The organism is Bifidobacterium sp. WK041_4_12 (assembly GCF_041080795.1).
Lineage (GTDB): Bacteria > Actinomycetota > Actinomycetes > Actinomycetales > Bifidobacteriaceae > Bombiscardovia > Bombiscardovia aquikefiricola.
Genome location: NZ_CP129674.1, coordinates 221,041 through 244,667, shown reverse-complemented (window position 1 = coordinate 244,667; position 23,627 = coordinate 221,041). Strand labels below are relative to the sequence as shown.

Below are 23,627 nucleotides of genomic sequence, written 5' to 3'. Positions count from 1 at the left end.
CACAATAACTTACGTAAAGTGTAACTATGATTACGCCCGCAGACTTCGCACGCATGCTTGCGCATGAGGCCGATGTTGCGGAGAACTCTGCCCAAAATATCATCAAGGCAGACACGCTGCTATACACCTCTCAGAGCATGCAGGAACGCACAAACTACCCTTCAGACGACACGTCGGCAGGGGAGCATGGTGATGCCTCCGGAGTCCCGACACCAGCAATCATGGCACGTCGAAGAATCATCGGAAACCTGACCAGCTTTGCGTCTCTGGGCAATCAGGATCTGCCTGTCGTGCGAGAATATTCTGCTGGCGGCTTGATATTCAATGAGAAGCAGCAGGTTGCCATCATCGCCCGCCATTCACGATCAGGCCATCTTGAATGGTGCCTGCCGAAAGGCCATATCGAAAAAGGTGAGACCCCTGAACAGACCGCGGTTCGAGAAGTGCACGAGGAGACAGGCATTCTTGGCGAGGTTCAGGAATCGATTGCAACCATAGATTACTGGTTCACCGGCACCAACCAGCGCATTCACAAGCTTGTCCATCATTTTGTGCTGAAGCAGACCGGAGGCTATCTGACCGTCGAGGGCGATCCAGATCATGAAGCCGAGCAGGCGGCATGGGTCAGCTTCAATGATTTGGAAAGCGTTCTGAGCTATCCTAATGAACGCAAGATCGTTTGGCTGTACGCAAGGAAACTGAAGAAACAAGCATGATGGACTGGCAGCACACAAGGCGTTATCACGCCACATCGTCGGCACGCATGTCGCATGTCGCCTGGGCCTTGATTGCGTGTATCACGGCGGTGCTCATGGTGGTGGCCACCACAGTGGCGAGCACGCCTGCACACGCTGCAACCACTGACAACGCGAAGACTGTCTCCTCTCAATCCACGAACGCTGCAGATGCAGATACCTCATGTTCCAACGCTGAGGTTGCAATCTGCATCGAATCCGCCACGGCAGTGCTGACGAGTACGTCAGGGTATGCCACTTCAGTGACCATATTCAATTCCGGAAGTACGGCATTGAAAGCCGGAATGCTCACGGTCGAGATGAATGCCATGTATTCATTCGCCTCCCGCGTCGACATGCAGGACTGGGCAAACGGCGATGCCCACATTCCCACGCCCAGTGTGTTGGGAACGGTTCAGGTTCCCCAGATCCCGGCAGGGCACAGCGCAAATGTCAGCATCACGGTTCCAGCTGACAACAGTCAGCTCGCATCAATATTCAGCTGGGGTCCCAAGCCTCTTCTCTTTGACTTTTCCAACGGCGTGGACAAGGATCATGCAAGCGTGAATTCCTTCGTCACCCGTTCGACCGATGGATTGAAAACCGCTAATACGCCGCCACTTTCTGTAACTGTCGTTCTTCCCCTCACAGCGTCGAGCTGGAGTGGCAATGCCGATGCCGTAAAGAAATTGGAGGTCGGTGCCGGTGATCAGCCATCGGCTTCGAGTTCAGGATCCGCGAGCGCATCGAAGCAGTCTGAGCCACGCCAGAGCGATTCAGGAACGGATGACGCGAATTCATCATCGTCATCAGGGGCATCATCGCCGCTCTCAACGGCATCCTCATCACCTTCTGCCTCCTCGTCATCGTCTGCATCATCATCTGACAGTGACAAGGAAGCATCCCATGCCGATGCCGAGCATTACCCAAGCATCGTCTCCCTCAGTGAAAAGGCATCGAGTGCCCAACGCAAGCAACTCGAGCTACTCAAGAAATATCCAATGGTGCAATCCATTGCCGATCCGCTCTATCTGCAGAACTTCCCCATTCCGCCGCAGACGAGCGGCATCATGCAACCGGCTGATTTCGACATCACAGCGTATGCAGCAAAAGGCTCGTCAGCATATGCGGCAGCAGGAATCAGCGATTCCATGTGGAACGAGTCACTGGCGCAGCAAGCCTTGCAGACCGCGACCGGCAATCCCAAGTCCACGTTGGAGGCTTACGCTTGGCAAGGTCAGGGAAACTGGACTCAAAGTGCCTTGGATATTGCAAAGAAACAGGGGTATTCGACAGCTATCTCACTGACCGACTTTGCCTCAAGCGACGATTCTGCTTCCGCCCATACGAGCAAATACGATGTAAAGACTGCAAGTGGGGATATCAGTGTGCTCGTCGCTCAAAGGCAACTGAGCCTTCTTGCACAGAATACGGCGACGACGAAGTCTGCAGACGCTGAAACGACCTCGGCAGGGCGCCTTTCTCGTCTCATGGCACAGAGCGCGTTCTACCAGATGGAACAGCCCTACGCGGAGCGGGTGTTGCTCATAGCCATGAAAACCACCGAAGATTTGACATACGCTGACCAGGTGATGTCAAACCTGAGTAAGGCTTCATGGCTCACCATCAGCGATCTGGCAACTCTGCAGAAGGCTACGGCCTACAAAAGCGGGCAGGCGGCAACACATTCGATTCCAACAGGCACCGGTTTGAGCAATGGTGAGCTTACAGCTCTGAATTCATCGCTGAATGCTCTGACTGCGAGCAAAAATGATATTTCACGCTTCGCCATTTCCATTCTTTCTTCAAAGGAGCAATCAGAATCCTCGCCAACCTCATCGGGAACCTCAGACGCACAGGCGCTCGCACGAGGCGATGCTGCACAGACCGGTCAACACAGCGATGACGCTTCCGGCTGGATCAGCCAGCTCAGCCTTTCACAGAGCACCGTTGCCATTCATTCGCTCGATGGCACGGGCCGCAATACTGCCCTTCCAGGCACGGCTGCGCAACTTGCCCAGGCATTGCTATCAGGCGTCCACATCACACCGTCCGACTCAGTCACGGTGGTCACTGAAACGGCTAGCTTGCCCGTCACGGTAAGCAATGACCATCCATACGCGGTACACGTGATCGTGAGCTCTAAAACGGATTCCGCAGAAATCGTGACTGCTCGCGAGGCGCAGGTCGAGATACCAGCAAATGCCGAGGTTCAGGTCACCTTGCCAATTCGCGTAGCAGCCGCCGGTCAGGCCAATGCCTCTCTGGTACTTCTGGATCGCACCGGACAGGCTTTTGGAGTCACCCACAGCACGCGCATCACCAGCAGCCTGCGTTTGAGCGATATGAGTGGGCTTGCAATTCTCGTTGTCGCGGGTATCTTTGGACTGCTTGGCCTTTGGCGCCAATTTAATCGTAAAAAGGATCCAGACGAATGAACTCTGTCGGGCGTAACTCTCTCATTATGGCGTCTGGCACAGCAGCTTCCCGAGTCACGGGGCAGATACGAACCATTCTGCTTGCTGCCGCGCTTGGCACGACGGGAACCGCCATCAATGCGTATCAGACCGGTGCCATGATTCCGCAGGTCATGTTTACGCTGATTTCAGGGGGTATCTTCAACGCCGTTCTCGTGCCGCAGATCGTGCGCACGCTCAAGTCCGAACATGCAGAGGAGCGCCTCAACAAGCTCATAACAACGGCAATCGTGCTCTTGCTTGGGTTGACGCTGCTGCTGATGCTCGGCACTTCCGTCTTGACTTCGATTTATCTCGATTCGCGTTGGGATGGTCCACAGCGAGCGCTGGTGGACTCATTCACGCTCTGGTGCATGCCTCAGATATTCTTCTACGGTCTGTATACGGTTCTTGGCCAGCTGCTTGCGGCAAAGGGCCGATTCACGGCATACGCGTGGAGCTCCGTAGGTGCAAACATCATCAGCTGCGCAGGATTCATCGTGTTTATCGTCATTTTTGGCAATGCTCAGCATCAGGATCTGGCGTTCTGGACACCGATGAAAACCGCCCTGACCGCAGGAACCTGGACCATTGGCGTGGGCTTTCAGGCCTTGGTGCTGTTCTGGCCATTGTTCCGCAGCGGATTCAAGTTCACATTCAGATGGGGCATACGTGGCATCGGCTTACGGTCAATGGGACCAATCGCGGCATGGAGCCTTGGTGTCGTCGCCGTGAATCAGCTGGCGAATGTGATCGATGCGAGAATCACCAATGGCGCGCCACTTGCAGGTCATGATCCATTTGGCATTGCGGGCAATGGCTCGTACCAGAACGCCTATGCCCTCTATATCCTGCCGTATTCTCTGATAGCGGTTTCCGTGACCACCGCAATGTTCCCGAAGCTGTCGAAGGCCATTGCCGATCATCGCATCAATGATGCCAGAATCGATCTCAGCCAGGCCCTCCGTAACGTGGGACTGCTGATGATGTATTTCACCGTAGCGCTCATCGCCATGCCTGTACCCATCACCCGTGCCCTACTGCCTTCGGTTGACGTTCGAGAAGCGATTCTGATAGCGCAGCCTCTTGTCGGACTTTCCTGGGGACTCGTGGCGGTCAGTGCCTTTCTGCTCATTCAGCGCACCTTCTACGCCTTCGAAGATGGAAGGAATCCGTTTATCTTCGCGCTGCTGTTCAACGCGCTGCAGGTTATCATCGTGCTGATTGCCACCACCCTCGTTCCACCGAGCGAATGGACAAGCTGGGTTGGAATTTCGCTTTCGCTGGGAGTCGTGATCGCGTTCCCGTTCCTTGCCATCATGCTCAGAAAACGTTTTGGCGGTCATATGGACGGCAGGCGCATATCGCTGACCTATGCCAAATCGATTGTTGCCGGTGCAGTTGCGCTGATCGTTTGCAGATTGCTGTATACCCCCGTTCTTCATCTCGCAGGTTCCGACGTCACGCGGATTGATGGTCATATGAGCTGGGTGCAGTCCATCATCATCTGCATCATCCTTGTCGCGATTCTTACGCTGGTCTACGGTGGACTGCTGGTGATGCTCAGGACCGAGGAATTCACGAGCATGCTGGTAGGTGTTAAAGGCCGGGTCTCGTCAATGCTTGGCTCAAGGTCTTCGTCGACGACCATCGTCTCGCCTGATGATGATGCCGCTGAGGTGTCCAACACCATTCCAGCACCCGATGTCATGCCTGCCTCAATACCAGTTTCTATGGCTCGTGCACAAAAAACTCGGGAAACATCCACAATTCCTTTGGAAAATTCTCGACCTTCGGGTATCCGCAACGTTAGAATGTCAGGAGTACCGGTTGACAGCACATCGGTGGGGCATTTAGAAAGAACAGGGAGCATGAAACCAACAGTTGGTGATACCTTCATTCACCGGTATACCTTGGTGGCTTCCTTGCGTGATGAACCCGGTCTACAGGCGTGGAAGGCGACCGACAGGGTTCTTGCACGTGACTGCCAGCTGTTCATCGTCACCGACGAGACGCTGGTGTCGCAAACCAACACTTTTGCTTCTGGTCTGGCGCTTCGTCATAACCGCCATTTCACACCCGTCTATCACTTCAGCACCCAGCAGGGCGTCGGACTGCTCGTCACCGCACTCGATGCAGGGATATCCGTGTCCGACTATCTCGCCGGTCCAGAAATGTCGACGCTGAGCTTCGAAGCCATGCGTACGATCGTTGGCGAAGCCTGTGACGCTCTGATCAGTCTCAAGCAGGCTCATCTGATTGACGCAGCGGTTTCCGCAGATACCATTCGTCTGTCTGAATCAGGCATTTCTCTGGCTGCAGCCCCTATCAACATGATGCTTGAGCATCCACTGGCTCGCGTCTCCACCCGCGAATCCTTCGAAGAGCTTGCAACCCGTCAGCTATCAGGCGTTCTTTATGCGATGCTCACACGAACTCCTGAAATCCGGGGCATGAAGTTCACCGAGGATTCGCTGCCATCGACCATGCCTGACGAATTCGGCATCATCTGCAGACGCGGATTGCACATCACTGGATCACATGGACGCGAGCCAATTCCGTTGATTACGCTCGCCGAACTCTCGGCTCTTCTGGGAACGTGGAGTCCTACGGCAGAGCTTTCTGACGAAGATATCGTCTGGCCCAAGGCGACCGGACGCCAATCGATCGAACAGGTCGGCATCGTTCCAAGCCCCGACCTTCAAGTGTTGCAGATCCCTGATTCCTTTGCTCCCCAGGACGAAACGAACGAGGATTCGGCAGAGCCAAAATGGGCTACGAACCAGCTGCTCTTCCCCGAAAGCAGCGAAGTGCAGCTGGTTCGTCCAAAGTCCAGCGACGGCGATTTCTTCTCGGCCTTTGACGACGGCACCCACACGCATCCGCGCGCTTCCCGCAGGACCAGCCCTTACGATGTCTCCCAGATCCGCGGTGACTCGCTCTATAACACAGGCGATATACCTGCCGATACCGGCAGCCTCGATCTTGGCGATCTTGGCGACGGATATGAAAGCGCGGATCGCCAACGTCAGGCAGAACGAGTGCTTGACGAGCAGATGACCGCCACCATGCAGCCGCTTCCGCCCAGCTTTACACCGAAACCGCGCGATTTCACTCCACGGGCCAAACCTGACAGCCAATTCCGCACTGAGCGAGAGGAATCAACGAACGATGACTCCTCCAGCGGGAAAATCATGGGCTTCTTCACCACGCGCTCCATGGCGATCATCGTCGGCATCATCGTGATTCTTGTTGCTCTGTTCTTTGCGGTGACCGCTCTGTTCGGCGATGTTGGCAAGATCGGTGGATCGTCGTCAGACACCAATACATGGCCGGACATGTCAAATGTCACCTTGCCGGGTGTATCGAGTCCAACCGCGTCGACAGGCGGCTCCGGAGCTTCGTCTGCCAGCCCATCGGCAAGTGCATCTTCCAGCGCGAAGGCTTCGAGCAAAGCTTCCTCCAGTGCATCCACATCGAGTTCTGGCTCCGCCTCTCCCACTGCCGCGGCTGTGACCCATGCCGACAAGGATGCCGCGAAGGTTCCAGATCCAGCGGTACAGAACACCACGGCATACGCAGCGGGGACCGAAACGTACGTCAACCAGCCGGGCGGATTGCAGGGGCGAGGATGGTATATCCATCTCACCCAGGCTGAACGTGTGTCCCGCTTGGTTATTTCGATACGTCAATCAGGTGGTCAGGGGCAGATTTATGTCAATTCCACGCCCACTTCTCCCAATCAGGGCAGTCCCGTTGCACAGTTCACCTTCGATGCGAGCGGAACTACCGAAGTCAAGCTGGCTACGCCGGTCAGCACTCAGGATGTGATGGTATGGGTGCCGCTGACATCGACTCCCTCCGGAGGGCTTTTCTTCAACTCGGTCAAAGTGTACTGAAGCAAAGTGTACTGAAGTCGTAATAGCTTCCCTGCATGGTCCCTAAACCATGCAGTTTGTAATACAGTATGAAATCAACGTGTGGCATTGTGCCCCATGGCATCGGATTCCGGCGTTTGCCGTCTTGATGCGATGCCAGCAATGTGCCAAGTCTTAAGTGGGAAGGCCAGCAATCATGTCGGATAATCGAGATATCCCATCGAAGGTCATCAAGAACGACCCTTGGTTCGGTAGTTACGCCGATCGAGCAGAAGCGATGCGAGCATCCGAAATCCGAGCACTGTTTGCCGTTGCCAGCCGCCCAGAGGTGGTCTCTCTCGCCGGAGGCATGCCTTATCTCGACCGCATGCCCTTCGACGAGCTGGCACCGCTTTTGGCGAAAATGCTGAAGGACAAGGGCGACATCGCGTGGCAGTACGGCTCTGCGCAGGGCGATCCGCATCTACGCGAAGACGTTCTGCAAATCATGGAACTTGAGAACATCACCGATGCGCAGCCTGATGATGTCATCATCGTCAATGGCTCGCAATCCGGACTGGATCTGATAACAAGAATCATGTGTAATCCTGGTGATTCCATTTTGGCGGAAGCGCCAAACTATGTTGGCGCACTGGGTGTCTTCCAATCGTTCCAGGTTCATGTCGTCAATGTGCTGCTTGATGAGAATGGCCTGATTCCTGAAGCCTTTGAGCAGGCAATCATCGAGCAGCGAGCATTGGGTCATCCAGTCAAGTTCCTCTATACGGTGCCGAATTTCCATAATCCTGCCGGTGCCACCATGAGTGTCGAGCGTCGTTCAAAGGTTCTTGAAATCGCTCGCAAATATCACGTACTGATCGTAGAGGACAACCCCTATGGTCTGCTGAGCTTCGAAGGCAAGACCTACCCTGCACTACGTTCCATGGATCCTGACAATGTCGTCTATCTGAGCAGCTTCTCCAAGATCATCGCTCCAGGCATGCGCGTTGCCTGGATGGTCGCCCCTCCAGGGATTCGCCATAAACTCGTGCTTGCAAACGAATCTGCGATTCTCTGCCCGTCCAACATGAGTCAGATGACCATAACGACCTATCTTGATAACTTCGATTGGAAGGCTCAGATCAATGACTATCGTGGCATGTACAAGGAACGCTGCGACACCATGGATGCCGCGTTGAAGAAATATCTGCCATATTGCTCCTGGCACAAGCCCAAGGGCGGTTTCTACATATGGCTCAAGATTCCTGAAGGGCTCGATTCGCGCGCCATGCTACCGCGCGCCATCACCGCAAAGGTCGCATACGTTGCTGGCACGGCATTCTACGACAACGGCGAAGGCACCGATCACATGCGCCTCTCCTTCTGCTACCCGAAGCCCGCACGCATCACCGAGGGCATTCGAAGACTTTCCACAGTCATCGATGCAGAGAGGGAGACGGCGGAACTCTTTGGTACCACCGGCAAGCCTGATCCCGATCCACGCGATGTGGAATATCCAGGGCCTGCAGCCAACTGACACGTGAGTCATAATCATGAGCAACTTCGAACAGTTTTGTGAGGTAACAGCCTAGAAAGGCAACAGTCATGGTCAAGAGGGTAAGCAAGCCGGAAACCGTGCAGACTGCGGCAGTGCATGCTGCGGCTGCCGTTGATTCTGATACAGTCGCTGCTTCAGCGAAGCCATCGCATCGTGTGTTCTCCGCTGAAGAGCGCAAGAATAGCTCCATTCTCGTTATTTGCGGCGGATTAAGTCACGAACGCGATGTGTCATTAAGTTCAGGTCACCGAGTCGCAGGCTTTCTGGAAGATGCGGGCTGGTCGGTTCGACTTCATGATATGGACAGCGAGTTGCTCGATTATCTGAGCAATCCAGAAACCCACCCGGACGTGGTGTGGCCACTCCTGCATGGTGCCAACGGGGAGGACGGTTCCATTCGTGACATTCTCGAAATGGAGGATGTCCCCTACGTGGGTTCGCGTGCCAAGGCTTCGAGAACAGCCTGGAGCAAGCCCATTGCCAAGAATGTCGTACGCAAGGCCGGCTTGCACACCCCGCATTCAGTGACCTTACCGGAATCCATGTTCAGGGAACTTGGGGCCACCAAAGTCATTGACCTGCTCGTCAACTCCGTTGGACTTCCGCTGTTCATCAAGCCCACGATGGGTGGTTCCGCGATGGGCTGCACACTCGTCACGGATGCCGAGCAGCTTCCCCAGGCGATGGTGAGCTGCTTCGCCTACGGCAATGTGGCGTTGGTCGAAAAGGCCGTCGTGGGTACCGAGGTTTCCGTTTCCGTGCTCGAGATTGACGGTGAGGCGGTTGCTCTGCCGCCTCTCGAAATCGACACCCCAAACGGCACCTATGACTATGACGCCCGCTATACCCCCGGGCCCACAGAATTCTTCATTCCAGCACGTGTCGAACGTTCGATACTGGATGAATTGCGAACGGAAGCCTTGACAGCCCACAAAGCACTGGGCCTGCGTGACATTTCCCGCACTGATTTCATCGTTGACAAGCATGGCGTGCCGCAATTCCTGGAATCGAACGTGACACCAGGCATGACCGACACGTCGCTCCTGCCGGAATCGGCGCTTGCAGCCGGCTACCACCTGGCTGATCTGTATTCGCGCATAGTTGAGTCGGTATTGTCCCAAAACCGCCATAGAGGGGCATAGAATGCCTTCCAACGGTGCAAGCGATGATCGTGCGTTCTCCCTGTCATTGCTTTCACGCTGAGCACATCATCGTAGAGCTACTCGAAAGCGATTATTGTTATGGTCATGACTGAAGCATCGAATAATACTCAACAGCAGGACGTAATCATCATCGGATCGGGTCCGGCTGGATACACAGCGGCTCTCTATCTTGCACGGGCAGGATACAAGCCTCTTGTGCTCGCTGGTGCGCTCACCCCAGGCGGCCAGCTGGTGAATACCACCGAGGTTGAGAACTATCCCGGCTTCCCAGAAGGCATCCTTGGCCCAGATCTCATGGACAAGATGCAAGAGCAGGCCGAAAAATTCGGAGCACAGGTCGAATATGAAGACGTTGTCTCGGTTGATTTCCTTGCAGATGACGGGCTGAAGCATGTCACCACGGACTCCGGTGCAAGCTATGCGGCTCGGGCAGTGGTCGTCACGACTGGCGCACAGTATAAGAAGCTCGGCGTTCCAGGCGAAGTCGAATATTCTGGCCGCGGCGTCTCGTACTGTGCCACCTGCGACGGATTCTTCTTCAAGGACAAGCCGATCATCGTTGTTGGCGGCGGTGATTCAGCCATGGAAGAGGCTGACTTCTTGGCCGGATATGGATCCACCGTGACCGTCATCCATCGTAGAAATGAATTCAGAGCTTCGACGATCATGGCCAACCGCGTGCTCGCCAACAAGAAAATCAATGTCATCTACGACTCTGTCGTTACCAAGGTGCTGGGCGACGACAACGGCGCATCCTCGGTGGAACTCAAGAACGTCGTCACGGGCAAGACCAGCACCTTGGACGCGAAGGGCGTGTTCGTTGCCATCGGGAGTACTCCTGAAACCGCTTTTCTGAATGGCGCACTCACAACCGATGCGGATGGCTATATTACCGTCGAGCACGACTGCACGCGCACATCCATTCCTGGCGTGTTCGCAGCCGGCGATGTCGTGGATCGCATTTACCGCCAGGCCGTTTCAGCCGCAGGCATGGGATGCCGAGCAGCCTTGGACGCACAGTCCTATCTCAGTGGGCTCTCAAACAACGCCAGAAACAGCACTGCTGCGAAGGATGCAGCAACGCGTCATGACAGCGTACAGCAAACAAGCGCCACAGCACCGGCTTCAGCCTGATTGTTCTCCGCACTGCTCGTTACCTGCCCTGCCTGCCTTTCTCTCAGCATGGACCGCAGGCAGGCAGCAGCGTCGGCATTCCCATCACACCCATTCATCGTGTGTTGGTTGACTCTTCTGAGCATTGGGCAATAGCATGTCAACGATTCGTTGCATGTCTTCAGGAGAGGAGAAGACAATTTCTATCTTTCCCTTTTTCTCAGAACCCTTGATGCTCACCTTGGTTTCAAAACGATCTTCAAGACTGTTTCTCACGTCAGAATCGGCCCAGATATTCGCTGTGCTGTGACGACCAGGCTTTCGATGGTCCGGCCTATGAATTGCCATGGCAACGATTTCTTCTGTCGAACGAACCGAAAGGCCTTCAGCAATGATTCGATTCGCAAGAGCCTCCATGGCTGCGGTATCTGAGAGCGCCAGCAACGCACGTGCATGCCCTGCAGACAGCACTCCTGATGCCACTTTCTTCTGCACAATGCTGGGTAGCTGCAATAATCTCAGCATATTGGCAATTTGAGGACGAGACTTCGATATCGATTGCGATAACTGTTCCTGCGTGAGTCTGAAGTCCTGAATCATCTGCTGATAAGCCGCGGCCTCTTCCAGGGGATTGAGTGCCACTCGATGCAAGTTTTCCAGCAGGGCATCACGCAGCATTTCATCGTCGGGCGTGGTCTTGACTATGGTTGGAATCTCTGCAATCTTCGCGAGTTTCGAAGCCCTCCACCTGCGCTCCCCCATAATCAGCTCATAGGGTTGCTGCTTGTCTGTCTGCACCTCCTGAGCGGTGCGTTTTCTCACCACTATTGGCTGCAAGACCCCGACCTCTTGAATCGAGTGTGACAATTCAACCAATTCATCCTCGTCGAAGATGTTTCGCGGCTGATGAGCGTTCGGCGAGATTTCGTCGACTTTCAGCGACGTCAAATAAGCACCTTTGACTGGTTGCAAGTCCTCAGTTTGGCTCGAATCCGGGTTTTCCGCGTTCTTCGGCTGCCTAGCTTTGTCGCTCGTTTGATGCGCCGAGAGGCCGTCGTGCGCTGATTGCTTCGAACTTTGTGAAGAGCCATTCTTCGATGTTTCACGTGAAACATCGTCAATCTTCCCGTCTGCATCGATACGGTGAATGGCTTTATTTTCGGCGTTAGCTTCACGATGTTGACGATTCGCATCACCTTGGAGCGTCTCACCAAAGAATAGATCACTTGGATGCGATAATTCATCCAGATGAGGAACACTGGAGCGTCGAGTCCTCGATGCCTTTACTGATCTGATGCCTTCCGTGTAATCTTCGAGGCTTCCGGTCGCGCTGTGACGATGCGAGGATTTGACACTCTTGGTTCGTGATCTTGTACCAAGTGCGTCACTTTCGCTGCTTCCTGGTGACGTTTCACGTGAAACATTGCTCGTTGATGACGACGCAGAAGAACCGTTGCGCTTCGATGGCTCATCGTCGTGCCGTGAATCCATGAGCTCCGGCTGAATCTCCAATGAGCGCTCGGATCCATCAGTTTGAGCGCGTTGTTCTCGCTCGTTGTGCTCGGAGTCAGAGTTGATATCACTGTTGTTGAGATTGTTGCTGGTATCGTTCGGATGCGGAAGATCTGGGAATAACGCTCCAAGGCCCTTACCTAAACGAGATCTGGATGCCATTCCTTATTCCTCATTTCCTTGATGATTGTTGCTGAGTTGCTGTAACACTGATTCAGATCGTGAGTTCACCTCATAGGCGGCTTCGCCGTATGCGACCGCACCTGCTCCGTGCGGATCGTAGGTGATGATGCTTTGCCCGAAACTTGGTGCTTCGGAAATTTTAACCGATCTGGGGATCGTGGTATTCAACACGATTCCGTTGTAATGCTGTTGGATTTCATCAAACACTTCTTTACTCAGCAAGGTACGCTTATCGTACATCGTGATAAGCATCGTTGAGACTGTCAAGCTCGGATTGAAGTTATGCTGGACAAGGCTGATGGTATGCAATAATTGCCCCAAACCTTCCAACGCATAGTATTCGGCCTGGATGGGAATCAGCACTTCATGCACAGCGCATAAGGCATTCAACACCAGCAGACCGAGGCTGGGGGCACAATCCACAATAACGTAATCATACGCGGTGGGGGATTCACTGAGCAGCTGGTGCATTGCCGTATTCAGCAAGTTGTTCCTGTCAGGAAGGTTCGCGAGTTCCATCTCGGCGCCAGACAGGTCGATGGATGCGGGAACAACATCAAGGGTGGGGAAGTGTTCGGATCTCGATCGTACCTGATTGAGGGTCAGACGTCCTTCAAGCACATCGTAGACCGACTTGTCACCTTCAGCGTGCTGAACACCCATCGCAGTTGAAGCGTTGCCCTGTGGATCCATATCTACGAGAAGTATCGACAACCCGTGATCGGCAAGTGCACTCGCTATATTGACTGCAGTGGTCGTCTTGCCAACACCGCCCTTCTGATTCGCAACGGCAATCAATCGTGTTGACGAAGGTTTCGCAAAATCCAGAGAAGCAAGCTTTCTTGCCTTCTCTGCAAGATTTACCATTTCGGTACCCATGGAGCCAGCACTGCTGCCGAAAATACGTTGCAATACTTCATCTGCATTCTCAAGATGTTCATCTTCGGATTCGGAGGATAAGTGGTTGCTCGGGACCGTCACTCTATGCTCACTTTCCTTGATAGTACAGTGCTATCCATCAGATTCTTCGTGACTGAATATGTTCCCCATGAAGAACCATCCCACAGTCTTTCGAAACTGACAGCATAGTCCAGTTTCATCATGATGCTGGACATCTCTCAATATGGTGAACTCACAATCGCGTTGTGGACAAATGTGGATTCCTGTGGATAAGTCATGTGTATAAACAACATCTGCGTAACTTGTATCCACCGCCTATTCCCGGCCATTGCAACAAAAATCAGATACAACAATGATCCATTCACCGCAGCCTCAGCATTGTGCATAACTCGCGCTGCATTGTGCATAACTACAATTGCCATGCTTCCCTGCCCATAAATGTTTCACGTGAAACACTCGAAGCTGAGAGGTCAAGGCAATGTCAAGAGTGATACGAAGATACCGTCATTGTTTGTCGATGATGACAACATGGGTTGATTGAAGATCCTGCCCCACTGGTGCCTCGATAACACGAGCATTGCGTCCATGCAGCTTTTGGATATTCTTGGCTGCCTTATCGATTTCAAGCTGGGCTGACTTGCCTTTAAGGGCGATCAGCTGGCCTGTGTGCTCAAGAAAAGGCAAGGTCCATCCCACGAGCTTGTGAAGGGGTGCAACTGCTCTGCAGGTCACGACTGAACAAGACATAATCGATGTCGAGGACGTTGTCTGACCATCGTCTTTCGCGTGGCGGCGTCTGTGATGTGCCTGCTGTGCATGTGCTTGCCGTGCCGAAGGAGGGAAGGCTTCCTCCGCACGTGCTCTCACAACGGTGACATTCTCAAGTTTCAGTTCGGATTTCACGAAGGAAAGCCACTCTACACGACGTTCCATCGGTTCAATCAGTGTTATAGGTGTATCCGGGAGCATGGCGGCAACGATGATTCCTGGGAATCCGCCACCCGAACCGATGTCTGCAATGCGTCCTGATCCGTGATGCGTGTCAAGATGCTGCTTGATGAAGGGCACCACCGCTGCGGAATTGAGTATGTGCCTTTCCCATATGATGGAACGGTCGCGCGGTCCTATCAGTCCTCTGACGAGACCTTCCTGCTGAATCATCTCATGGAAGCGGAGCATCTGAGGATAGGCATTGCCAAGGATGGCTTGCGGGATGTCAGAATTGCTCAGCAGATCGATTACTGGTTCTGCATTGGGGAAGGCTTCAGCTTCGTGTGCTTGCCGTGAAGAAGTGTCCTGAGTCACTCCGAATCACTATCTTCAACATTGCCATCTTCCACGTCTGTGTCTTCCACGTCAGTGTCTTCCACGTCTGCATCATCAACAGCGTTGTCACCAACAGCCGTGTCATCAAGGATTGCATCATCGTCAGAAACCGCCTTCGAGGAACTGGCGGCATTGACGGCATCTGAATCTTCTGCCTCGTCGTTCTTACGCATATAGACGCTCACATATCGGTGCGGCTCTTCGCCATGTGAGCGAGACTTGAGACCTTCCTCACGTACGATGTCATGGATGACCTTACGCTCGAAGGAGTTCATCGGAGCGAGATCCACTGCCTCACCAGACTCCCGTGCCTCGTCAATGGCATCAAGAGCCAGATTGCGAAGGTGCAGACGCTTGCGCTTCAGATAGCCGTCGACGTCGACTATCAATCTGGAACGCTCCCCTGTCTTCTGCTGAACTGCCAGACGTGTCAGTTGCTGAAGCGCGTCAACGACGCTGCCGTTCTTGCCGATCAAATTCTTGATATCGGTGTTGTCATCGGCCACAATTTGGACAAGTGGTCTATCATTGCGAATTCCCATTTCGATATCACCATCGTAATCAGCGATATCCAAAAGCCCTTCAAGGTAATCCGCAGCGATATCAGCCTCTTCATTGAGCTGATCGATGGTTTTGTCTTCGGTTTGCGACATATTCGCTCCTTACACGTGCACTTGGTAATTCAGTCTAAGCCAATCCTGGAGAACTTGCATATTCGCCACGCACTGCACGTTGATGCGATGCTCACGACTTGTCATGGGCTGTCATGGGCACCGCTTTCCGCTTGATTCAGGACGTCACGCTCTTCATGCCAGTCGGTGACCTGTGGCGGACAGGTTCACCAAGGGTGTACAGCTACCGTCTTTTTTTGTTCTTCCCTCGCTTTGGCTGCTGCCGCTGATGGGAGACACCGGATTCCAGTTGCTGCACCTGCTCCTCCTTTGCCTTGGTCAGAGCCTCTTCTTCGAGGGATGGTTCGCCTGCCTTGTCTCTGCGACGATTTTCACGATTACGGTCGCGCACTTCCTTTTCCTCGGCAGCCGGGGAGCCTGGGGTTGGCATGCGTCGTACCTGCCATAGCGTCTGGCCAAGATTCCACGTATTGTTGGTCAACCAGTAGATCAGCACGGCAAACGGGAAAGCCACGCCAGAGAAGATATACATGACAGGGAAGATGTATGCCATCATTTTCTGCATGCGATACTGAGAACCTTCCATCGAGGCGCGGGGCATGTTCTTTCTCGTGTTATGGAACTGAGAGTAGAACATCGTCAGACACATCAATGCGATGAAGATAATGATGACGATTTTACTTGCACCCTGGGCGGTCGTCAGGTTGTCGGAAATATGAATGCCAAATATCTGCGTCTGTTCGAATTCCTTGGCTACCTTCACGGTGAAGGCACCCAATGGTGCTCGCTTGCCGTTGGCGATGTATGGCACGGCTGAGAGCACATAGAACATCGTCATGAATATGGGGCTCTGAATTAGGGCAGGCAGGCATGATCCCGCAGGATTGGCATGGTTGTCCTGGTAGAGCTTCATCATCTCTCGACTTGAAGCTTCCTTGCTGGCTCTGTCAGTCTTGCCTTTGTACTTGTTCTGTATCTTGCGCATCTGTGGCTGAATGGCCTGAAGTCTTCGCATCGACATCATCTGCTTGATGAACAGTGGAAGAATCAGGAGTCTGACCAACACCACGAGAAGGACTACCGACAGAGCCCACGCAACGTTGGATCCACTTGAAAACCCTATGAAGGTCAGGAACTTATGGCAATAGACCATGACGTAGGTCATGACCCATTCTATTGGCCGAAGAATCCGGTAGAAGAATCCGAACAGGCCGGAATCAAAAGTAAAGTTATGCGAAATCATTGTCTCAGGCAATCTCCTTATCTGAGGCAGTTGCGGTCAGACGAGGCTCCTCATGTGCCTTCGACCATGAACAACGATATAACAATGAAAAATGCTGGGGCACATCGTCAATGCCGCCATTGCTCCATGGGCGGCAGCGCAGCAGCCGAAATGCTGCAAGGATCACGCCACGGCATGCACCAAAACGGTTGATTGCTTCGACGGCATACTGCGAGCACGTCGGGTAATACTTGCATCGTGGTGCCATCTGGGGTGAAATTCGTCGCTGATACCAGCGAATTGCATGCAGCATCCACATGGCCGGAGTGCTTGGACCATGAGCGGGCCTGTGCTCTGAAGTCATGCGGTCCCCCCTTGCGCTACAGTGCGTGCAGACTGCTGATCGTACTGCCGTGCTACTTCTGAAAACAGCTCTGCAACCTGTTCAGCCAATGAAGCATATGACTGTTGCGCCGCGTGCGGTTTGGCTCTCATGACCACATCGCATACAGATGGAAGCACATGCTCGCTCGCAGAAGCCAGTTGACGAAAACGCCGTTTGACATGGTTGCGGGTCACGGCATTCCCCACGTTCTTTGCAACCGCCAAACCCACCCTGCGCCGATGCATGCAGCGGTCACTGTCATCAGGAGCGGAATCGCAGGACTCCAGGAAATGCTTATCCAGGGAATCACGATCTTCATCTAGTGCCGAATGTCCAATCGATGCACCCGCTGGTGTGGATACAGCAGTAGCTGAGGTATTGGCAGTATCATCAAAGAAACGATAATGCAACACGATATCTCTGCTGGTGACCCTGCTTCTGTGTTTCAGCACTGCCACAAAATCGCGATGGCTCTTAAGCCGTTCCACCTTCAAATGAGTTTCGAAATCAGATGTTGAGCTGAAATCAGTTTCAGGCTGAAAGCGTCTTGCGACCCTTTGCGCGGCGGCGATTGACGAGTGCGCGGCCTGAACGGGTGCGCATGCGCAGACGGAAGCCGTGCTTCATGTGGCGACGGCGGTTATTCGGTTGGAATGTCCTCTTCATAATTTACAACGCTCCTGGATTTTCAGCCATGCAAAGGCACGGCTCATGGTGAGTCAAGCTATACCAAACTACACAGCTTAGCGCAATCAGTCAAAGCAGAAGAAATTTTTTCGTGTTTTTCCGACATAATCGCAACGAGAAAAGCACAGAAAATACTGGAATTACAGTGCTTAGCCGTGGGGGAGTTATCCACAAATTACATGCTTGTTATTCACAAATGAGTCATTTCAACACGCAATACTGTGGATAACTCGACAAATACGGTGTAAACATGACCTATTGTCTATTACTGATGGTGTGCGTTGCGATATGGGGAAGAAGGAATGATGGTACAGGGTCCAGAAGCTGCCTCGCTGGAAGCGAAGCATATTTGGGATTCTGTTCTGCAACTTCTCCGCAACAGTCACACCCTGACAGCCCGTGACAAAGGCTGGTTGGAAGACATTTCTCCAGAAGCGGTTTTCGGCAGCACGATCGTTCTCTGCGTATCGAATAAGGCTGCGCAGGAGGCCATTCAGGACACGTTGAATGGTTCGCTGCTCGATGCGTTGCAGACGGTGAGCGGCATTGCGATGTTCCCCGCAATCAAAATCGTGAAGCAGACGCGACCCATTTTCAGAACGGGACAGGCGGCTTCAAACTCGCCAACTCAGACAGCTGAGCATTCGCAGGCCGATGGACAATCGCAGCCACAGCCGGGCATCGACGCTACCGACTCTTCGGAAGACACAGGCTCTGATCATTCAACACCAGACCAGCACGCAGGCACGATAGGGTCTGACACAGCGGGCAAAGCTTCAGAAGAAGCGGAATTTACCCTGGCTGATCCCATTGCCGTTCCCAAGCATGTCGAGCACGCAGCCGCAGACGAGCGCACGTCCTCGCCGGCAAGTGTGCAGAAAACGCCTCAGCAATCATCCAGTGCGCTTCATGACATTGCTGAAGAGCCTGCCCATACCTTTGATGGGCGCACCCCGCTGCCGTTTTCGATGCCAAGCTTTCCCGTCGGACAGCAGAAGGTTGAGCGTGATCCCGAAACCCATCTCAATACCAACGCCACCTTCGATACCTTCGTTCCTGGCGATTCGAACAGATTCGCTCGAACCGTCGCCTTGGCCGTTGCCGAGGGATCAGGGCGCGACTTCAACCCTTTATGCATATACGGCAGTTCCGGGTTGGGCAAAACCCACCTGCTCAATGCGATAGGAAACTACGCGCTGGTGAAGGATCCATCTCTGAAGGTCAGATATGTGAATTCAGAGGAGTTCACCAACGAATTCATCGATGCGTTGCAGAATTCGGCACACGGCAGTGGTCAGATTGCAGAATTCAATCATCGATATCGACAGGTCGATGTATTGCTCATCGATGACATTCAGTTCCTAGGCGGCAAGGAAGCCACTCTGGATCAGTTCTTCCACACCTTCAATGCCTTGCATGATGCCAACAAACGCATCGTCATCGCTTCGGATGTGCAGCCGAAGAATCTGAAAGGCTTCGAGCAGCGGCTGATTTCTCGTTTCGATTCAGGTCTTACCGTTGATGTGAAGCCGCCAGATCGTGAAACTCGTGTGGCCATTCTTCGCATGATGTCTTCAAACAGTGGAGCGAGGATTCCGAACGAGGTTCTTGATCTGATAGCCGAACGCTTCACCGAAAACATCCGAGAGCTTGAGGGAGCGCTGACACGAGTCACGGCAGTGGCGAGCCTGAATGGTCAGAATGTGACCAAGACCCTGGCCGAGCAGACGCTTCAGGACTTTTTCACGACTGATGTGGAAATCAGACCGACCGACATCATCACGCAGGTTGCCCAGTATTTCCATCTCACCTTTGACGATCTTGTAGGCAGGACCCGCACGAAGAACATCGCGCTGGCACGCCAGATTGCCATGTATCTAGGGCGTGAGATGACCAGCATGTCCCTTGTTGACATCGGCGAGGTATTTGGCGGGCGCGACCACACCACAGTCATGCACGCATATACCCGTATCTCTGGAGAGATGCAGGAGAAGCGTGAAATCTATAACTATGTGATGGAACTCACGGTCAGATTGAAGCAGCATCCAATCGAGTAGTTTCCGCAACGCGCACAGCTGTGCCGCGATGTGACTGTCTGTTGTGCATGTCTGCTCCATGCATGTGCAAAACTTCGTACTCAAACACACCGAGGGGGAAATTATTGTGAACAAAGTTATCCACATGTTTATGCACAGATGTGGGATAAGCTTGGGAATAACTGCTTACTTTCGGTGCATAACTTGTGTATCGGCTGTTGATAGGTGCAGGGAAAATGTTGATAACTTACATCGTGTTTTCCAATTGTGGATAACTACCCATGTTATACACATTTTTCCACTACCTTATCCACAATCCTTGTGTGGTGAAACGCTGTGGAAAACCAAGGGGCGCGGCACTTATCCACATTATCCACAGCCCTTATGAAGATGATTACAGACACACATACTTAGTTCATCATCACGGCAATAACGAAGCAGCGCATCATGTGAAGCGCAATCACAAAACCTTGGCTAGAATGAATCCAGAAATCTTACTATGAAGGCACATTATGAAAGTTGAAATAAATTCATCGGCACTTGCCGACGCTGTAGCATGGACGACTCGCGTCATCCCTGCGCGCCCTGCATCACCAATCCTTGCCGGAATCAAACTCGAGGCAATCGATGGAACACTGCAATTCAGCGCATTCGATTATGAAGTATCCGCCCGTCACCACATTGAAGCAGGCATCGATGAGCCTGGAACGGCTCTCGTTTTGGGGAAACTGCTGGCCGACATCACCAAGTCACTTCCTTCCGAGACGACGTATCTGACCACGGATGATTCCAAGATGACGATTCAGTCAGGAAAATCGACCTTTACCTTGCAGCTGATGCCCGATGCGGAATATCCTGATCTGCCGTCGGTCCCTGCACATCTAGGGCAAGTTGATTCACAGACCTTTATGCAGGCCATCGCTCAGGCGACGGTCGCCGTCTCTCGTGAAGAGAACCGTCCGGTTCTCACCGGCGTCAAGATCAGCATCGAGGGCGACAAGGTCGTTATGACGGCGACGGATCGTTTCAGACTTTCAAGATCCTCATTCACCTGGACTCCGAAGAACAGCGATACCGAGACCGTCACTTTGGTACGCGGTTCCCTGCTTCGCGACATCGCCCGTTCACTCGACGAGCATGAAAACGTTGTCATTGATTTTGATCCGCAAAATCCATCACTGCTAGGTTTTGAAAATGCCGGACGCGTGTCAACGTCTCAGTTGATTGATGGAGAGTTTCCTGCGGTCGACCGCTTGTTTGCTGCGGAGTATCCAATTCAGGCAGTGCTTGACCGGCAATCGCTGATCAATGCCATCAAGCGCGTCGCCCTCGTTGCAGAACGCAACGCGCCCATCCGCATGGTGTTCTCGAAGCAGGAGCTTGTGTTGTCTGCTGGCGCGAGTGACGAGGCGCAGGCATCGGAAACGCTCGACATCGATATGGCTGGTGACGATATCACGGTCGCATTCAATCCTTCCTACCTGATCGAAGGTCTCAATGCCATCAGCGAACCGTTCGTGAGGATGAAAATGACGACGGCTGTAAAGGCAGTCGAGTTCAATGGGCAGCAGGAGAGTGATTCTGATGAGTCGCTCGATTATAGATATCTGCTCGTTCCCATGCGCTTCACCAACTGATGGCATGAGCAGCATTGCCGAATTGCAGAGCGTGGAGGCAATGGGAAGATTGCAGAGCCAAGGCTAGGCAGAGGGAACGCATAGGGTGCTGCATGGCGAAATGAGAAGCGGCTCGGGGGATTGGTATGTATATTTCGAGACTGGCGCTGGATCATTTTAGATCCTGGGATGCGTGCGTACTTGACTTCGATCAGGGCATCAACATTCTTCAGGGAAAGAATGGCTTGGGGAAGACGAATATCGTTGAATCCATCGAGGTTCTGGCGACCGGCTCGAGCCAGCGCGTCACTTCGACGCTTCCACTCATTCAGCGCGGCAGTACCACGGCGGTCGTTCGAGCGAATGTGGTCGAGCATGCCGATGAGAAGCTTCGGGGGAGCGCAGGCAACGACAGTCACGCAGCAGGGGCTTCACCAACGACGTTGGAGATGAGCATTCATGCTCGTGGTGCCAACCGAATGCGTGTCAATGCAGGACATTCCCTCATGATGAAAGACGTTCAGGGTCTGGTATCGTGCGTGAGCTTCACTCCTCAGGACCAGCATCTGGTTACGGAGGATCCCGCTGCGAGAAGGGTTTTTCTGAATCAGGCGGGCATGCAGCTTGATGGGCATTATGGGGAGATACTGCAGAGAACGAGGCACATCGCTCAGCAAAGGGTCGCATTGCTCAAGCAGCTGGGCCGCAATGGTCAGTATCATGGAGAAGCCTTCGGCCAGGGTTTCGTCTCGGACGATGCCGGTGCAGATGCCGGTGCCCTGAGCCAATCCTCTCAAGCGGCTGCACTGAGCGGACTGGAGGTGTGGACTGGTCAGTTCATCGATGCAGGCGTTGAACTGACGAGACGCCGAAAAGCGGTCATCGATGCGCTGAATGAGACCTTTCCTGAGATATATCAACGATTGTCTGGAAAGCCAACCCTTCCAGATCAGGCAGATGCACATCTGGAATACCGGCCATCATTCTCAGAGGTGCTCGATCAGGAGCATCCCCATGAATCCATAAGCGCTCATTTTGAGCGCATCTTCAAGGGGGAGATGGCTCGTGGATTCAACCTGATCGGGCCGCAGCGAGATGATGTCGAGTTCATGCTCAACGGTTTTCCAGCTCGAGAGTACGCGTCCAATGGGGAGCAGTGGACCCTTGCGATTGCCTTGAAAATGAGTCTGTATCAGGCATTGGTGCGTGAACGTGGCAGCGAGCCCATCATTGTGCTCGATGATGTGTTTGCACAGCTGGACGAACAGCGCAGGGCGCAGATCATCCATTTCGCAAGCCAGCAGCATCAGGTATTGATTACGGTTGCCGCTGCCAGCGATATCCCAGAGTTTGCAGATGCACATATCATTGATATTCAGCAGGTGTATGACAAGAATCAATATGACAGCACGATGTTCGAGGCAATGATTCAGGCTCAGGCGATTCACCGGCCCAACGAACAGCCTTCCGGTGATGAACAGATCGAGGGGGAAGCAGAGGCATCGAGATGAACGATACTCCCGTGGACATTCTGCTGCATCTCAACGTGAGCACATTGCCCGAGCAGACTTTCAGTCCCTTTGAAGTCAAGGGCATGACGACAAAGCGTCTGCGCGAGAGATCGAAAGAGGCGTGGTGGAACTTTGGAAAGCCTGGAAGAGATCCCGATAAGTTCGGTGGGATACTCGAACAGTTTGCACAGCAGTCACAATGGGTTCCTCATCTGAAGATCGCACAGTTGGAGCGTCATTGGAGCGATGTGGTCGGAACGGCCATCGCGGCCCATTCCCATGTGGTGGCATACGATCGTGGAGTGCTGACCATTCAGGCATCGTCAACGGTATGGTCCACGCAGCTGAATTATCTGATTCCACAGTTGCAGGGCACGATTGCAGAAAAGCTCGAAGGTCTTCCCATTGAACGCATCAGGGTGACCGGACCTCATTCGTATTCCTTCAGACGGGGAAAATTCGATATCCCCGGTCGTGGAGTGCGAGATACGTACTTCTAAGGGCATATAGTCCCGCTCAACAAGTATCCTAGCTGTAGAAGGTTTATGGCCTTGAAGGGTCGTTTTTTTGCTTTTTAGACTATAATGGTGATGTTGCAGACATTCGATGACGCTGACATTGCTGAAAAGCCGATATGAGCCAAGATGAATCGGTTGATTGCAATCGACGGAGAAAGGAATGGTCGTGGCGACACATGACGCGAATTCAGATTCGTTGGATGCGACTTCTTCTCAGG

18 protein-coding genes are annotated in these 23,627 nt (G+C 53.3%); 10 read left to right on the top strand and 8 right to left on the bottom strand.

What is annotated here, in order from left to right; all coding sequences use genetic code 11:
- Window positions 1–26 precede the first annotated feature (26 nt).
- The 6 genes from QN215_RS01070 to trxB all read left to right on the top strand — a co-directional run bounded on the left by QN215_RS01070 (window position 27) and on the right by trxB (window position 10,902).
- A complete protein-coding gene (locus QN215_RS01070; protein ID WP_369344304.1) occupies window positions 27–716 on the top strand; it encodes an NUDIX hydrolase in 690 nt (229 codons plus the stop codon).
- On the top strand, window positions 713–3,172 hold the full coding sequence (locus QN215_RS01065) for a DUF6049 family protein (RefSeq protein ID WP_369344303.1): 2,460 nt from the start codon (window positions 713–715) through the stop codon (window positions 3,170–3,172). Before QN215_RS01070 ends, QN215_RS01065 begins: the two co-directional genes overlap by 4 nt.
- A gap of 26 nt (window positions 3,173–3,198) precedes the next feature.
- Window positions 3,199–7,089, top strand: coding sequence for a lipid II flippase MurJ (locus QN215_RS01060; RefSeq protein WP_369344302.1), 3,891 nt, complete (start codon window positions 3,199–3,201; stop codon window positions 7,087–7,089).
- 175 nt (window positions 7,090–7,264) lie between these two features.
- Window positions 7,265–8,584, top strand: a complete 1,320-nt coding sequence (locus QN215_RS01055) for a PLP-dependent aminotransferase family protein (protein ID WP_369344301.1) — start codon at window positions 7,265–7,267, stop codon at window positions 8,582–8,584.
- Window positions 8,585–8,652: 68 nt separating this feature from the next.
- Entirely contained in the window at window positions 8,653–9,747 is a 1,095-nt protein-coding gene (locus QN215_RS01050; RefSeq protein WP_369344300.1) for a D-alanine--D-alanine ligase, read from the top strand.
- Between the two features lie 93 nt (window positions 9,748–9,840).
- Window positions 9,841–10,902: a thioredoxin-disulfide reductase gene (gene trxB / locus QN215_RS01045; protein WP_369345014.1), complete on the top strand. Its 1,062-nt coding sequence runs from the start codon at window positions 9,841–9,843 to the stop codon at window positions 10,900–10,902.
- An 84-nt stretch (window positions 10,903–10,986) separates the two neighbouring features.
- Here the strand turns inward: trxB and QN215_RS01040 are convergent, their stop codons facing one another.
- The 8 genes from QN215_RS01040 to rpmH all read right to left on the bottom strand — a co-directional run bounded on the left by QN215_RS01040 (window position 10,987) and on the right by rpmH (window position 17,707).
- Entirely contained in the window at window positions 10,987–12,555 is a 1,569-nt protein-coding gene (locus tag QN215_RS01040) for a ParB/RepB/Spo0J family partition protein (protein WP_369344299.1), read from the bottom strand.
- 3 nt (window positions 12,556–12,558) lie between these two features.
- A complete protein-coding gene (locus QN215_RS01035) occupies window positions 12,559–13,455 on the bottom strand; it encodes a ParA family protein (protein WP_369344298.1) in 897 nt (298 codons plus the stop codon).
- 525 nt (window positions 13,456–13,980) lie between these two features.
- Window positions 13,981–14,781 carry a 16S rRNA (guanine(527)-N(7))-methyltransferase RsmG gene (rsmG, locus tag QN215_RS01030; RefSeq protein ID WP_404978501.1) on the bottom strand — a complete coding sequence of 267 codons (801 nt, stop codon included), beginning with the start codon at window positions 14,779–14,781 and terminating at the stop codon, window positions 13,981–13,983.
- Entirely contained in the window at window positions 14,778–15,455 is a 678-nt protein-coding gene (locus QN215_RS01025) for a protein jag (RefSeq protein WP_404978500.1), read from the bottom strand. Before QN215_RS01025 ends, rsmG begins: the two co-directional genes overlap by 4 nt.
- 202 nt (window positions 15,456–15,657) lie before the next feature.
- Window positions 15,658–16,677 (bottom strand): membrane protein insertase YidC, encoded by a 1,020-nt coding sequence (gene yidC, locus QN215_RS01020; RefSeq protein WP_369344297.1) that lies wholly within the window; start codon window positions 16,675–16,677, stop codon window positions 15,658–15,660.
- A 4-nt stretch (window positions 16,678–16,681) separates the two neighbouring features.
- A complete protein-coding gene (gene yidD, locus QN215_RS01015; protein ID WP_369345012.1) occupies window positions 16,682–16,969 on the bottom strand; it encodes a membrane protein insertion efficiency factor YidD in 288 nt (95 codons plus the stop codon).
- 47 nt (window positions 16,970–17,016) lie between these two features.
- Window positions 17,017–17,529 carry a ribonuclease P protein component gene (rnpA, locus tag QN215_RS01010; protein WP_369345011.1) on the bottom strand — a complete coding sequence of 171 codons (513 nt, stop codon included), beginning with the start codon at window positions 17,527–17,529 and terminating at the stop codon, window positions 17,017–17,019.
- Between the two features lie 43 nt (window positions 17,530–17,572).
- Window positions 17,573–17,707 carry a 50S ribosomal protein L34 gene (rpmH, locus tag QN215_RS01005; RefSeq protein WP_369344296.1) on the bottom strand — a complete coding sequence of 45 codons (135 nt, stop codon included), beginning with the start codon at window positions 17,705–17,707 and terminating at the stop codon, window positions 17,573–17,575.
- A gap of 323 nt (window positions 17,708–18,030) precedes the next feature.
- On the opposite strand from rpmH, the gene dnaA reads away from it, so the two are divergent.
- The 4 genes from dnaA to QN215_RS00985 all read left to right on the top strand — a co-directional run bounded on the left by dnaA (window position 18,031) and on the right by QN215_RS00985 (window position 23,391).
- On the top strand, window positions 18,031–19,785 hold the full coding sequence (dnaA, locus tag QN215_RS01000; RefSeq protein ID WP_404978499.1) for a chromosomal replication initiator protein DnaA: 1,755 nt from the start codon (window positions 18,031–18,033) through the stop codon (window positions 19,783–19,785).
- 491 nt (window positions 19,786–20,276) lie between these two features.
- Window positions 20,277–21,401, top strand: a complete 1,125-nt coding sequence (gene dnaN, locus QN215_RS00995) for a DNA polymerase III subunit beta (RefSeq protein ID WP_369344295.1) — start codon at window positions 20,277–20,279, stop codon at window positions 21,399–21,401.
- A 125-nt stretch (window positions 21,402–21,526) separates the two neighbouring features.
- Window positions 21,527–22,891, top strand: coding sequence for a DNA replication/repair protein RecF (locus tag QN215_RS00990; protein WP_369344294.1), 1,365 nt, complete (start codon window positions 21,527–21,529; stop codon window positions 22,889–22,891).
- The gene (locus tag QN215_RS00985; RefSeq protein WP_369344293.1) at window positions 22,888–23,391 is read left to right on the top strand and encodes a DUF721 domain-containing protein; all 504 of its coding nucleotides are present in this window, start codon (window positions 22,888–22,890) and stop codon (window positions 23,389–23,391) included. The genes QN215_RS00990 and QN215_RS00985 overlap by 4 nt, the downstream gene beginning before the upstream one ends.
- The last annotated feature ends 236 nt before the right edge of the window (window positions 23,392–23,627 follow it).

Excerpts from the sequence above, each read along its gene's own strand:
- QN215_RS01070 (WP_369344304.1), top strand. The coding sequence starts at position 27 with ATGATTACGCCCGCAGACTTCGCACGCATGCTTGCGCATGAGGCCGAT.
- QN215_RS01065 (WP_369344303.1), top strand. The coding sequence starts at position 713 with ATGATGGACTGGCAGCACACAAGGCGTTATCACGCCACATCGTCGGCA.
- QN215_RS01060 (WP_369344302.1), top strand. The coding sequence starts at position 3,199 with ATGGCGTCTGGCACAGCAGCTTCCCGAGTCACGGGGCAGATACGAACC.
- QN215_RS01055 (WP_369344301.1), top strand. The coding sequence starts at position 7,265 with ATGTCGGATAATCGAGATATCCCATCGAAGGTCATCAAGAACGACCCT.
- QN215_RS01050 (WP_369344300.1), top strand. The coding sequence starts at position 8,653 with ATGGTCAAGAGGGTAAGCAAGCCGGAAACCGTGCAGACTGCGGCAGTG.
- QN215_RS01040 (WP_369344299.1), bottom strand. The coding sequence starts at position 12,555 with ATGGCATCCAGATCTCGTTTAGGTAAGGGCCTTGGAGCGTTATTCCCA.
- QN215_RS01035 (WP_369344298.1), bottom strand. The coding sequence starts at position 13,455 with ATGGGTACCGAAATGGTAAATCTTGCAGAGAAGGCAAGAAAGCTTGCT.
- QN215_RS01025 (WP_404978500.1), bottom strand. The coding sequence starts at position 15,455 with ATGTCGCAAACCGAAGACAAAACCATCGATCAGCTCAATGAAGAGGCT.
- yidC (WP_369344297.1), bottom strand. The coding sequence starts at position 16,677 with ATGATTTCGCATAACTTTACTTTTGATTCCGGCCTGTTCGGATTCTTC.
- yidD (WP_369345012.1), bottom strand. The coding sequence starts at position 16,969 with ATGCTGCATGCAATTCGCTGGTATCAGCGACGAATTTCACCCCAGATG.
- rpmH (WP_369344296.1), bottom strand. The coding sequence starts at position 17,707 with ATGAAGAGGACATTCCAACCGAATAACCGCCGTCGCCACATGAAGCAC.
- dnaA (WP_404978499.1), top strand. The coding sequence starts at position 18,031 with ATGATGGTACAGGGTCCAGAAGCTGCCTCGCTGGAAGCGAAGCATATT.
- dnaN (WP_369344295.1), top strand. The coding sequence starts at position 20,277 with ATGAAAGTTGAAATAAATTCATCGGCACTTGCCGACGCTGTAGCATGG.
- QN215_RS00990 (WP_369344294.1), top strand. The coding sequence starts at position 21,527 with ATGTATATTTCGAGACTGGCGCTGGATCATTTTAGATCCTGGGATGCG.
- QN215_RS00985 (WP_369344293.1), top strand. The coding sequence starts at position 22,888 with ATGAACGATACTCCCGTGGACATTCTGCTGCATCTCAACGTGAGCACA.